Origin of the sequence: Candidatus Salinivivens marinus (assembly GCF_965655845.1) — a bacterium.
GTDB classification, from domain to species: Bacteria; Pseudomonadota; Alphaproteobacteria; order Rhodobacterales; family Rhodobacteraceae; genus Salinivivens; species Salinivivens marinus.
This window is the reverse complement of sequence record NZ_CBFHHX010000005.1, coordinates 24,618-37,075: the sequence shown is the minus strand read 5'-3', so window position 1 is coordinate 37,075 and position 12,458 is coordinate 24,618. Positions and strand designations below refer to the sequence as shown.

At 40.4% G+C, this 12,458-nt stretch carries 13 protein-coding genes; 6 read left to right on the top strand and 7 right to left on the bottom strand.

Features of this window, described 5'->3' with window-relative positions; translation table 11 throughout:
* Positions 1 to 5: 5 nt before the first annotated feature.
* Positions 6 to 1,229 (bottom strand): threonine ammonia-lyase IlvA, encoded by a 1,224-nt coding sequence (ilvA, locus tag ACTF5Q_RS05895; RefSeq protein WP_155537117.1) that lies wholly within the window; start codon positions 1,227 to 1,229, stop codon positions 6 to 8.
* 150 nt (positions 1,230 to 1,379) lie between these two features.
* On the opposite strand from ilvA, the gene ACTF5Q_RS05890 reads away from it, so the two are divergent.
* Complete coding sequence (locus tag ACTF5Q_RS05890) at positions 1,380 to 2,603, top strand: argininosuccinate synthase (protein ID WP_438953720.1); 1,224 nt, start codon at positions 1,380 to 1,382, stop codon at positions 2,601 to 2,603.
* A 36-nt stretch (positions 2,604 to 2,639) separates the two neighbouring features.
* Here the strand turns inward: ACTF5Q_RS05890 and rlmN are convergent, their stop codons facing one another.
* A complete protein-coding gene (gene rlmN / locus ACTF5Q_RS05885; RefSeq protein ID WP_438953719.1) occupies positions 2,640 to 3,815 on the bottom strand; it encodes a 23S rRNA (adenine(2503)-C(2))-methyltransferase RlmN in 1,176 nt (391 codons plus the stop codon).
* Between the two features lie 77 nt (positions 3,816 to 3,892).
* On the bottom strand, positions 3,893 to 4,423 hold the full coding sequence (locus ACTF5Q_RS05880) for an invasion associated locus B family protein (protein WP_153691405.1): 531 nt from the start codon (positions 4,421 to 4,423) through the stop codon (positions 3,893 to 3,895).
* 151 nt (positions 4,424 to 4,574) lie between these two features.
* Between ACTF5Q_RS05880 and ACTF5Q_RS05875 the strand changes: the two genes are divergently transcribed.
* Together ACTF5Q_RS05875 and ACTF5Q_RS05870 are read left to right on the top strand one after the other, a co-directional pair.
* Positions 4,575 to 5,567, top strand: a complete 993-nt coding sequence (locus tag ACTF5Q_RS05875) for an asparaginase (protein WP_438953718.1) — start codon at positions 4,575 to 4,577, stop codon at positions 5,565 to 5,567.
* 2 nt (positions 5,568 to 5,569) lie between these two features.
* A complete protein-coding gene (locus ACTF5Q_RS05870) occupies positions 5,570 to 6,112 on the top strand; it encodes a pseudouridine synthase (protein WP_438953717.1) in 543 nt (180 codons plus the stop codon).
* A 25-nt stretch (positions 6,113 to 6,137) separates the two neighbouring features.
* Here ACTF5Q_RS05870 and ACTF5Q_RS05865 read toward each other — a convergent pair whose 3' ends face one another.
* A complete protein-coding gene (locus ACTF5Q_RS05865; RefSeq protein ID WP_438953716.1) occupies positions 6,138 to 7,490 on the bottom strand; it encodes an aminotransferase class III-fold pyridoxal phosphate-dependent enzyme in 1,353 nt (450 codons plus the stop codon).
* Positions 7,491 to 7,610: 120 nt separating this feature from the next.
* On the opposite strand from ACTF5Q_RS05865, the gene smpB reads away from it, so the two are divergent.
* The 3 genes from smpB to ACTF5Q_RS05850 all read left to right on the top strand — a co-directional run bounded on the left by smpB (position 7,611) and on the right by ACTF5Q_RS05850 (position 10,229).
* On the top strand, positions 7,611 to 8,087 hold the full coding sequence (gene smpB / locus ACTF5Q_RS05860; RefSeq protein WP_438953715.1) for an SsrA-binding protein SmpB: 477 nt from the start codon (positions 7,611 to 7,613) through the stop codon (positions 8,085 to 8,087).
* A gap of 100 nt (positions 8,088 to 8,187) precedes the next feature.
* Positions 8,188 to 9,045 (top strand): 3-mercaptopyruvate sulfurtransferase, encoded by an 858-nt coding sequence (sseA, locus tag ACTF5Q_RS05855; protein ID WP_438953835.1) that lies wholly within the window; start codon positions 8,188 to 8,190, stop codon positions 9,043 to 9,045.
* Positions 9,045 to 10,229: an aromatic amino acid transaminase gene (locus ACTF5Q_RS05850; RefSeq protein ID WP_438953834.1), complete on the top strand. Its 1,185-nt coding sequence runs from the start codon at positions 9,045 to 9,047 to the stop codon at positions 10,227 to 10,229. Before sseA ends, ACTF5Q_RS05850 begins: the two co-directional genes overlap by 1 nt.
* Before the next feature lie 30 nt (positions 10,230 to 10,259).
* On the opposite strand, the gene ACTF5Q_RS05845 is transcribed toward ACTF5Q_RS05850, so the two are convergent.
* From ACTF5Q_RS05845 to comD, 3 genes are read right to left on the bottom strand one after another with little or no spacing between them, the layout of a single operon-like run.
* Positions 10,260 to 11,384 (bottom strand): alpha-hydroxy acid oxidase, encoded by a 1,125-nt coding sequence (locus ACTF5Q_RS05845; RefSeq protein ID WP_438953714.1) that lies wholly within the window; start codon positions 11,382 to 11,384, stop codon positions 10,260 to 10,262.
* 2 nt (positions 11,385 to 11,386) lie between these two features.
* On the bottom strand, positions 11,387 to 11,947 hold the full coding sequence (gene comE / locus ACTF5Q_RS05840) for a sulfopyruvate decarboxylase subunit beta (RefSeq protein ID WP_438953713.1): 561 nt from the start codon (positions 11,945 to 11,947) through the stop codon (positions 11,387 to 11,389).
* The gene (gene comD, locus ACTF5Q_RS05835) at positions 11,944 to 12,444 is read right to left on the bottom strand and encodes a sulfopyruvate decarboxylase subunit alpha (RefSeq protein WP_154033060.1); all 501 of its coding nucleotides are present in this window, start codon (positions 12,442 to 12,444) and stop codon (positions 11,944 to 11,946) included. The genes comE and comD overlap by 4 nt, the downstream gene beginning before the upstream one ends.
* Positions 12,445 to 12,458 lie beyond the last annotated feature (14 nt).

The window sequence follows — 12,458 nt, the reverse complement described above, 5'->3', positions numbered from 1 at the left end:
TTTGGTTATACAAATTGGGATAGTGTTTCGTCATTTGTAATATCTGAATAAGTAAAGCCTGCATCTTTAAGTCTCTGAAAAAAGTCATTAAAACTATCTGGCGATTTTGTCTCAATACCAATGAGAATGGAACCGAAATTTCTTGCTGATTTCTTGAGATATTCAAAGCGCGTAATGTCATCCTCGGGACCTAAGAAATTTAAAAACTCCTTTAGTGCTCCAGGTCTCTGTGGCATTCGCAAAATAAGATATTTTTTCAAGCCTGCAAATCTTTGGGCTCTCTCTTTAACCTCTGGTAATCGCTCAAAATCAAAATTACCTCCTGAAGTTACGCATACTACGCGACGCCCTCTAATTGCCTGTCCTAAATCTTGCAGTGCGTCGACAGCCAGAGCACCGGCAGGTTCAAGTACAATGCCTTCTACGTTTAACATGTCTAACATAGAGATACATATTCTATCCTCTGGTATTGTTATAACATTTGCTAATCCGATATTACGAAGACGGCTAAATGTTTTCTCACCAATCTTACCAACAGCAGCACCATCGGCGAATGTATTTACAGTATCAAGTTTAGTGGGTTTTCCATTAATAAGCGCCTCACGCAGGCAAGCACCGCCTAAGGGCTCAACTAGAGTGTATGTGCATTGGCTTCCAAAATAGCTGGTTACTCCAGCCGAAAGGCCGCCGCCCCCGACTGGCAGGATAATATGGTCTGGGTTGTTGTTGAGTTGTTTCTTAATTTCTACGCCAACAGAGGCTTGGCCAATTATAATATTTTCATCATCAAATGGAGAAAGAAAGTGTAGACTTTCTTTCTCACAAAAAGTTTGAGCTGTGTGCAAGCAGTCATCAAAGTAGTCGCCAGTTAATCTAACTTCAATAAATTCTCCACCAAAAATTTGCGTTTTCTGTATTTTTTGCTGTGGTGTTGTTACTGGCATAAAAATAATACCATTTACCTTCAACTGTCGGCACATAAAGGCAACGCCTTGAGCGTGGTTTCCAGCGCTAGCACATACAAAAGCCTTTTTATCGGAAAATTTACGCATAGCATTGAATGCTCCGCGTAACTTATATGACCTAACGGGACTCAAATCTTCTCGCTTTAACCAAATGTCGGCATCATAAATTGCTGATAGGTGTTCATTTCTTTGCAGAGGGGTTGGAGGAAAAACGTCTCGTATCGCCTTTTCGGCTTGGTCAGCTAACTCGATAAAATGTGTCATAAATAAGCAATGGCTGAGCATTTTCAGCATTGCAAGTATTTTTAGGGATACTTTTTAGATTATCGGTTATTCCTGATATGCCTTTGGTCAATGGTGATCTTGCCCATACCTTTAAAAAAGGTTAGGGCAATCGAGCGAAAGGGGATTCTAATGTATAAGCCGAAGAAAGTAGTTTTGGCCTACTCGGGTGGTCTGGATACATCGATTATTCTTAAATGGCTTCAAACTGAATACGCATGCGAAGTAGTTACGTTTACAGCGGATCTAGGGCAAGGTGAAGAGCTTGAGCCAGCGCGTAAAAAAGCAGAGTTGTTAGGTATAAAACCTTCTAATATTTTTATTGAGGACCTTAGAGAAGAATTCGTAAGTGATTTTGTTTTCCCAATGTTTAGATGTAATGCACTTTATGAGGGTCTTTATTTATTGGGAACTTCAATTGCGCGTCCATTAATTTCCAAACGGCTTGTTGAAATAGCCCAAGAAACGGGTGCTGATGCAATCGCGCATGGCGCAACTGGCAAAGGTAATGATCAGGTTCGCTTCGAGCTGTCAGCTTATGCGTTAAACCCAGACATAAAAGTTATAGCCCCTTGGCGCGAGTGGAATTTAACGAGTAGATCGAGATTAATAAAATTTGCTGAAGATAATCAAATACCCATTGCAAAAGATAAGCGTGGTGAGGCCCCATTTTCTGTTGATGCTAATCTTCTTCATACTTCATCTGAGGGTAAAATTTTGGAGGATCCGTCAACTGCTGCCCCTGAGTATGTTTATCAGAGGACTGTAAACCCGGAAGTTGCTCCAGAGCTTCCAGAATTTATCGAAGTTGAGTTTAGAAACGGTGATGCAGTCGCCATAAATAATTATAAAATGTCTCCAGCCGAAATTTTAACTAAACTTAACGAATTAGGAGGAGCTCACGGCATTGGGCGACTTGACCTGGTTGAAGGTAGATTTGTTGGTATGAAGTCCAGAGGTATTTACGAAACTCCTGGTGGGACAATATTACTGGAGGCACATAGGGGTATAGAGCAAATTACTCTAGATCGTGGTGCAGCGCATTTGAAGGATGAGTTAATGCCAAAATATGCGGAACTCATTTACAATGGCTTTTGGTACAGCCCAGAAAGGGAAATGCTGCAATCTTTGATTGATAAGTCACAAAAATATGTTTCTGGGACAGTAAGGCTTAAGCTATATAAGGGTTCGGTAAGTACTGTTGGAAGATGGTCAGAATACAGTTTGTATTCTGAAAAACATGTAACTTTTGAAGATGATGCTGGGGCTTACGATCAAAATGATGCAGCAGGTTTCATTCAGCTTAATGCATTACGCCTTAAGTTATTGGCCCATCAGAAGTTAAGAAATAAGTAGCAACCTTCATTGGGATAAAATAGATCAGGTCTAAGCTCAAATGCCAGTTTCAAGAGTGATTTCTTTTCTTGATTTACGCTGTCGCTCTGTCTCAGACTTTAGTTGCCCACAAGCTGCCATAATATCTTCTCCTCTTGGAGTGCGTACCGGACTTGCATAACCGGCTCGGTGGATTATGTCGGCAAATTTCTTTATTTGAGACCAATCGCTTCTTTTATATGGAGAACCAGGCCACTCATTAAATGGAATTAAGTTTATTTTTGCGGGAATGCCGGCAATTAGTTTGATTAAGCGGAAAGCATCCATTTCGCTATCGTTGACGTCCTTGATCATCACATACTCAAACGTGATACGTTCTGAATTAGATAATCTTGGATAATCCCGTAGCGCCTTGATAAGGGTTTCAATATTCCATTTTTTGTTAATGGGTACTAGTTTATCTCTGATTTCGTCGGTTGTGCCATGAAAAGAAACCGCTAGAAGACATCCAATTTCATCCGCTGTCCTTGATATTTCTGGTACGACTCCAGAAGTAGATAAAGTGATCCTTTTCCTCGATAAACATATTCCCTCAGGGTCCATGACAATTTTGAGCGCGTCTCTCACATTTTCAAAATTGTATAGAGGCTCACCCATCCCCATGAGTACAACGTTAGAGAGCAATCTGATTTCATTATTAGTGCCGTTCACATTGGTCCATTCGTCTAAGTCATCCCGTGCGATTAATATTTGCCCCACGATTTCCCCAGCGGTCAGGTTCCGTACCAGCTTTTGTGTGCCAGTATGGCAGAATGAACAGGTAAGAGTACATCCGACTTGAGAACTAATGCAGAGTGTTCCACGACCTTCCTCTGGAATATATACTGCCTCAACCTCATGTCCTCCAGTCAACCTCAGAAGATATTTTCTTGTTCCGTCTTTGGAGCATTGCTTTGAAACTACTTGGGGAACTTCAATTACGAAATTATCAATTAGAAGGTCACGATAACTTTTTGACAGGTTTGTCATCTCGTTAAAATTTCGAATACCTTTTTGATAAATCCATTGCCAAATTTGGGTTACTCTCATTCTCACCTGTTTCTCAGGGGTCCCTATTCCCAATAGCCTTTCAGTCATCAGCGATCGACTCATCCCTATTAAGTTTATCGGCCCAGAGGGTAAAGTACGTGGTACGGTCAAGAGATCCTGAGTTATTGGTAAAGATGGTTCCATTAGGTAGGCGCTATCCAGATCCAAAAGTAGTTGTCGTTTCTTACTAAACTTTAAATTAAGCCGTGATGGCCATACCTTTACTTACATCGTTTTGAGGCATCTTCAACGGCTGCGGTAAAACCTTTAAGTGAGAAAGTGTCTTCAGTTTTTGTACCTCTAGAGGATCTGCCTGTTAGTGTAGCTTTGGCCCCACGTTTCATGGCTTGAACCATTTTTTTATCGGCCTCATCTGTAGGAGCCCATGCCCATTCGCCATTTGTAAACATTTGGTATCTTGTACCATCTATATTTACATCTACATTGCTACCATCGTCGAAAGGGTATCCACCAGTAAATGAAATTTGTCCCTTTATTCCTGAACCGGGAATATAAGATACAAATAACAAAATATCGCTCCGTTTCACCGAGACCATTCTCCCATCACGTGTATTGACAGTTTCAATTGGTTGGGATGCAGCCCAGCATTCCTTTGGACTATCTTCCACAAATACCACCCAATCGGCTTGCGTTGATGCTACATTAGTACTTGAGTCTTGAGCAAAAAGAGCGCCTCCGCTTAACAGTAAAATAAACAGAATTAACAAATTTTTGGATACTTGTTTAACCATATTTCCTCGCGTCATTGATTTCTTGGCTCACTATACTGAAATAGCCATTCAAAAACAGATTATTTTATTCTTTATCTTCCAATTTTATTTTAAACTGAAGGTGATTTAAATAAAAGCCCTGATAATAACAATTAGCTAGGACAAATTTTTAATGTTTAATTCTGCAGTGGAGCTCTGTGAAGTTTGGAGAGGCTCCTTAAAAGAAAGTTTGCATGTCGGGCATGCTGTCGTGGTTGATAGCAGTGGAAGTATCGTAAAGTCATGGGGCGATCCAGAACAGATTTTTTTTTCGAGATCATCATCTAAAATGATTCAAGCACTACCGTTGGTATCTTCTGGCGCAGCAGATAAATTTGGCTTGTCTTCTCAGCATATTGCTCTGGCTTGTGCATCTCATAATGCTGCTAATATTCATACCGTTCTTGTGGAAAAATGGTTGCTTGAAATTGGTTTGTCAGATTCTGATCTTTGTTGTGGTCCCCAGACGCCGCGTGACCGTGATGCTAAGATAGATTTATTCAAGGCTAATCTTAAGCCTTGTCGAATTCATAATAACTGTTCTGGAAAGCATTCTGGCTTTTTAACATTGACCAAGCACCTGAGAGCTGGTGCTAATTACGTAAGCATTGATCATCCAGTTCAAAAAGCTTGTTTAGAGGCCTACGAAATGACTACAAATGAAATAAGTCCAGGTTTTGGAATAGATGGATGTTCGGCGCCAAATCACGCATTTACTTTGAAAGGTATTGCAAAGGCAATGGCTTGGTTCGCTGATGCTAATAGCAGATCGGATATATCTTCTAAAAGTGCGGTAAGAATAATAGACGCCATGATGAGGTATCCGGAGTTAGTGGCTGGTGAGGGTCGCGCTTGTACAGAATTAATGAGAGCAGCGCAGGGTCAAGTTGCTCTGAAGACTGGAGCAGAAGGTTTTTTTGTTGCGATAATTCCAAAGAAAAAAATGGGTGTGGCACTAAAAGTCTTAGATGGTGCGACCAGAGCCAGCGAGTGTGTAATAGCATCAATTTTAGTTGGGCTAGATGTGTTAAATCCTGCTAATCCAATTGTAGAGAAATATTTACAACCTTCGATTTTGAACTGGGATGGGCTAAAAACTGGTTTCATAAAACCACTGATAAAGTAGTTATGCTTATTAAGTTTAATAAACCATTTAATGTATTGTCGCAATTTAGTGATAAGACGGAAAAATCGGCTGATCGAGGTAATTTGTCTGACTTTATCTCAATTCCAAATATTTACCCAGTTGGAAGACTTGATAAAGATAGCGAAGGATTGATGTTGCTAACTGATGACGGGAAATTACAGTATAGCCTTTCAAACCCAAAAAATAGAGTTAGAAAAACCTACTACGTGCAAGTTGAAGGTGAGCCGAAGCAATCAGATTTGGATCTTTTTAGAGTGGGATTAAAATTAAGGGATGGAATTACGCGTCCATCTGAGGCGAAGTTAATAGAGCCACCATTACTCTGGGATAGAGTGCCACCGATACGAGTGCGAAAAACAGTTCCAGATTCTTGGTTGGAAATCATTATTTCTGAGGGAAGGAACCGGCAAGTTAGAAGAATGACTGCGGCCATTGGATACCCGACATTGCGGTTAATTCGCATAAAAATAGGAGATTATGATCTTAAAAATTTAATGCCTGGAGATTTTGAAAATATTTCATAGCTAGGCGCCAAATGCTAATTATTGGTCAAATTGCTGTTAACCCCTCGTCTAAAGCACCTAGTATCTGATTCACTTCGTTCTCAGAAATTGTTAATGGAGGTGACATCAAAATATTGTTCAAGCCCAGCCGGACCATGGCACCAAATTCATAAGTTTTTTGATGTATTTTTTTCATATCACTCGTGTCCAATGGTGTTTTTTTACTTTGATCTGAAACGAGTTCAACCCCAAGCATCAGGCCATGTCCACCTCTTACATCTCCCACTATAGTATGTTTTTTAGCCAACTCCATTACGCCATTATATAATTGTGTTCCGCGCACTTGGGCGTTTACCTTGGTATCTAGGCGTTCAGTTTCTGATAAACATGCTATCACAGCTGCTGCTCCGACGGGATGGGCAGAATATGTATAACCATGAAAGATTGCTGCATCACCCGTATCGTCATTTTCAAAAACTTCCGCGATTTTATCGGACATCAATGCAGCTCCAACAGGGTAGTATCCAGAGGTAATACCTTTGGCAATACTCATCATATCGGGCTGGACTCCCCAGTGGCGCGCGCCTGACCAGTCTCCGGTGCGACCGAAACCAGTTATGACTTCATCCGATATAAGTAAGATGCCATGTCTATCGCATATTTGTCTCATGAGGGTCATAAATATTGGATCAGGAACGATTACGCCCCCGGCACCTTGAATAGGTTCCATTATAAAAGCGGCAATACTATTTGCTCCTTGAAATGCTATTTCATCTTCGAATGCGGCAGCGATATTTTGAGCTAATTTTAAGGAGTCAGCTTCATTATATGGATTTCTATACGTATAAGGGCTTGGAAGATGGAAACAGCCTGGCAGGAGAGGCTCATAGTTTATCCTGAACCGATTATTACCATTTACTGACGCACCGCCAAAGTGAGTTCCATGATAACCTTTTTTTAACGAAATAAATTTTGTACGGGTTGGTTCGCCTTTTAATCGGTGATATTGGCGGGCTAGCCGAAGGCATGTGTCGACAGAGTCTGAGCCCCCCGAAGTAAAAAATACGCGGCTCATGCCGTCTTCAGAAAATAAATTTCGCACCATGTAGGATGCTTCAATTGCCATAGGATTGGTAGTCCCCGCAAAAGATGAGTAGTACGGAAGGTCAGAAAGTTGTTTTGTTATTGCTTCCTTAATGCTTCGATTAGAATACCCTAAATTTACACACCATAGTCCACCGACGGCATCTACGGTCTGGTGCCCGTCAATATCTGTTATTTTCACGCCTTGTGCTTTGGTAATTATTCTAGGGGGAGCCTCTAATGAGTCTTTTGGATGACCCATAGGATGCCATAGGTGTTTGGCATTATTAGCCTTAAGAAAATTATCATCTTTCATCTTTTAAGCCCGCCTGTAAATTCAAATTAAAACCATTGTTAATCTCTCTTTTTGCTTTGTCTATAGTTTCAGTAAAACTGCTGGACAATTTTAGTAAGTTATGTCTAACCATCGGTTGCTATGAACAAAAATAAAACTAATCCAAATTACAAAATTATAGCTGAAAACCGACGAGCTCGCTTTGATTACTCAATCGAAGATGAAATTGAATGTGGCCTCTCCTTGGCCGGTTCTGAAGTAAAATCACTTCGACAAAAATCTGCGAATATTGGTGAGTGCTACGCAGAAGTTGAAAATGGTGAATTATGGTTAGTCAATTCATATATCGCACCGTATGAGCAAGCGAAAACCTGGGGCCATGAGGAAAGGCGGAGAAGAAAACTTTTAGTGACGAAACGTGAACTTAGCAAGCTGTGGACAGAGACACAGAGAAAGGGAATGACGCTGGTTCCCTTAGTCCTCTATTTTAACCATAGGGGAATTGCCAAATTAAAAATAGGTGTGGCAAAAGGTAAAAAGAATTTTGATAAAAGATCAGATCAAGCGAAACGTGATTGGGGCAGACAAAAGCAACGTCTGTTGAAACAGGGAGACTAATGTGAAGTCTTGTCCAATTACTCGATTTAAAATAATATTTTCTTAAATGGTAAAATAGCTTAGTTAGCAAGCTTCTGGAATTTATGGAAACAATATGATGATGAAAGAGGACGCAAGGACTCTTGTTTCAACCAAGTGGTTGGCCAAAAGATTAGACAACGCTGAGGTGAGGATACTTGACGCATCATGGTATCTCCCTGGTTTGGATCGAAATCCAGGTGCCGAGTATGCAAAAAGGCATATCCCTAATGCCCGTTTTTTTGATATTGATGATATCTCTGATAATAGATCTGACCTTCCTCACATGGTTCCACCAGTAGAAAAATTTATGTCTAAAGTTCGCAAATTAGGCGTTGGAGATGGTCATCAAATTGTCATTTATGACGGTTTAGGTATGTTTTCTGCCGCGAGAGTTTGGTGGCTTTTCAAGATGATGGGTCATAGGGATGTAGCTGTACTTGATGGTGGTCTGCCCAAATGGATTGCTGAAGGGCTGCGAGTTGATGACGAACCTCCATCAATACGTGATCGACATATGATGGTTGATCAGAGGGCTTCATTTGTAAAGGACGTAACCGAAGTGGCTGCGGCATCAAAGTTGGGGGATTATGAGATCATTGATGCAAGGTCACCAGAGCGATTTAGAGGTGAAGAGGATGAGCCTAGAGAGGGATTGCGAAAAGGGCATATTCCAAATTCAAAAAATGTATTTTTTAAATCCCTGCTCAATGATGATCAAACTTTTAAAAATATATCTGAATTGAAACAGATTTTCCATTCTGCTGGAGTTGATATGTCCAAGCCAGCGATTACTACATGTGGGTCTGGTGTTACTGCAGCCGTGTTGAATCTTGGGTTGGAGCTTATTGGCAAAACTGATCACTCTTTGTACGATGGAAGTTGGACTGAGTGGGGAATGTCACCCATTCTCCCAATAGCGACTGGAGATAAAAAATGATTTTCAAGAACCTTCAGCAGCAGCCTCCTGATAAGATACTCGCATTGATCACTGCGTTTAAGGAAGATCCAAGAGATCAAAAGCTTGATCTCGGTGTTGGTGTTTATAAGGATCCAACCGGTATTACTCCCATAATGAGGTCAATTAAACTTGCTGAAAAAAAATGGTGGGAGATTGAAAGTAGTAAATCATATGTTGGCTTGGTAGGAGACCCCGCGTTTTCAGACGCCATAATTTCATTAGTTTTGGGTAATAGTATTCCAAGAAATTTAATAGCTTCAGCAGCAACTCCTGGTGGAACAGGTGCTGTTAGACAAGGGTTTGAGCTATTTAAAATCGCTAATCCAGGCGTTCGAGTTTTTGTTTCAGATCCAACATGGCCCAATCATATTTCAATACTGCAATATCTTAATATCCCATCTGAAAACTATAGATATTTTGATAATGAAACCCGCGGAGTTGATTTTGACTCGATGGTATCAGATTTATCGCGCGCGAAGGCAGGCGATGTCATCTTGTTGCACGGCTGTTGTCATAATCCAACGGGAGCTAATTTGGATAAGCAACAATGGAAGATCATTATTGATTTATTAAATAAGAACGGTGCAACACCTATGATTGATCTGGCGTATCAAGGGTTTGGCGATGGACTGGAAGAAGACGCATATGCCACTCGTTTGATTGCCGAGTCCGTACCAGAAACCGTAATAGCATCAAGTTGTTCAAAGAATTTTGGGATTTATAGAGAACGGGCAGGGTTACTAATGCTAATTTCGCAGGATAGTTCAAAGCGGAATATTAACCAAAGTATGCTAGCATATTTGAATCGTCAGAATTACTCTTTTCCTCCTGATCATGGCTCCAGACTTGTTTCAATAGTTTTAAATGATAAAGATTTACGTTCTGATTGGATGTCTGAGTTAGAAGATATTCGTAATTCCCTGCTAAATTTAAGGGTACAGCTTTCTGATGAGCTGCAAAAAATCTCTGGGTCTAATCGCTTTAGCTTTATAGCATCACATAGGGGAATGTTTTCGCGGCTTGGGGCTACGCCTTCACAGGTCGAAAAAATGCGCAAAGAATTTGGGATCTATATGGTTTCGGATAGTCGTTTTAATGTTGCTGGGCTGAATAATGAAACAGTGCCAGCGTTGGCAAAAGCAATTATTGAAACTGGAGTTTGATGATACCAAGGACCCGCGATTTCTCACGTCCTAATTCCAGAAAATATCATCAAAACAGATTTCTTCAATATTTCTTCGTCCAATCATGGCCATTGCGACTGATGTTTCTTTGCAAAGATACTTAATATAATTATCTATGCCATGTCGGTTGTTTGCCGCGTATGCCATAGACCATGGCCTTCCCATGAATGCAAAATTTGCCCCTAAAGCATAGGCTTTAACCAAATCTTCTCCGCTTCTTAATCCTGAGTCATAAAAAATCTGCACATCATTTCCTAGCGCTTTTCTGATTTTTGGGAGCATTTCAATTGGGTGCGGTGCTGAGGCTAATTGTCGGCCTCCATGGCTTGAAACGTATATTCCGTCCACACCGATGCCTTTCATGTTTTTTGCATCTTCAGTATTTAATACGCCTTTTATAACTAAATTATTTGGCCAATGATCTCGGAGATACTTTAAGAACTCCCAATCTGCACCTGCGCGTGAAGCGTTACGGTTAAAGCTATTTGTATCTGAAAAGTTTCCAAATTTTGGAGCCCCATGCAATAATGTCTTTAGTGACCAGGATGGATGTATAGCAAAGTCAAAAATTTGCCTTGGTCCAAGCTTGAAGGGCATCGTTAGACCATTTTTTATTTCGTTCGGTCTAAAACCAACTTCCGGGACATCTATGGTAAATACTAAAGTTTTATACCCAGCCTTAAGTATCCTATTCAGGAGTTTTTCAAGCTCTACATGGTCTGCCATGTAGTAGAGTTGAAACCACGCATATCCTCTTGAGTATTCTGCGTACTTTTCCAGAGACATTGAAGCAGCAGTAGAAACGCCAACTGGAATTTCGTATTTTGCGGCGTATTTTGCTAGTGCTTCATCTGCTCCTACGCCAGCCATTTGCACCATGCCCATTGGAGCTATGCCAACGGGTAACTTTGAGGGAATTCTGAAAACTTTGTGGTTCAAACTCCGGTCTTCAACATTGATTAAAGCTTTTGTCTTGAGTCTTAGTTTTCTAATTAGCTCTCTATTATCAATCTCCCCACTACTATCAGATGCTGCACCATCAATGTATTCGAACAACAATTTTGGGAGACGCTTTTTAGCAGACTGCCGAAAATCATCGAAACTAATATCAACTTTAGAAAAAGGATTTAGCAAATTTAGTTCCTGGCTTCCACTTCTTTCATAAAGCGGTATCTTATTACTGCTGGATCAATGTCAATAACAGGTACAGGAATATTACCACTTTCGCACTTTGATACAATTATTGTCATTTTTTTGCTTTTAATCGCCGTTTCTAAAATGTCCTTTGTTTCTGATGCTTTGCATTCAATAACATTCTCACAGCCGCATGCTTCTGCAACTTTAGCAAGAGAGGTTTTGCCACCTGCATAAGTTGGCTGATCTCCAGTTGATCCGTAACTACCATTATCAATAATCAATAAAATGAAATTATCCGCTACGTTGTTAGCAATCGTCGGGAGGGTCCCAAAGTTGGTAAGAACAGAGCCGTCTCCATCTATAGCAATCACTGTTTCTTTTTGGCTTAATGCAAGTCCCAATCCGATTGAAGAGGCTAATCCCATTGTACCAAGCATATAAAAATTTGTTGGTTGGTCATCTAGCATATGAAGTTCTTGAGATGGAAGTCCTATATTGCTTACAACAAATTCGTCAGAAATAACTGGGATTATTGCTTTTAAAATATCTGCACGTATCATGATATTGAACTCCAGAAGTTGGCGTCGGTTAGAATGGCAACCGGTTTTTTTGCCATAAACGTATGATTTAAAATACCATCAAATTCGTCTGCATCTTTGGGCTCATGAAAATGATATGTAGGGATCTTGAGCTGTTCCAAAAGAGCCTTAGTGTGAACTGCCATTTCAACTTGGCATTGAACTTTTTCTCCAACTTCGCCCCGATAACTTATTAATATTGGAAGAGGCATACGGTAATATTGGATTAAAGTTACTAGGGTGTTGATGGTAACCCCAATCGCTGTGTTCTGCATTATAATACATGGGCGTTTCCCACCCATATACGCACCTGCACAAAGCCCCATTCCCTCATCTTCTTTATTTGAAGGAATATGGAGTATTCTTTCATCGTTTTCCAATAATTCAATAATACCAGATAATTGTTTACATGGAACAGTTGTGACAAACTCTATTTTATTTTTTACCATCGCATTAAGCATATTTTGGGTAATTGACATTCCACAGCCCTCTA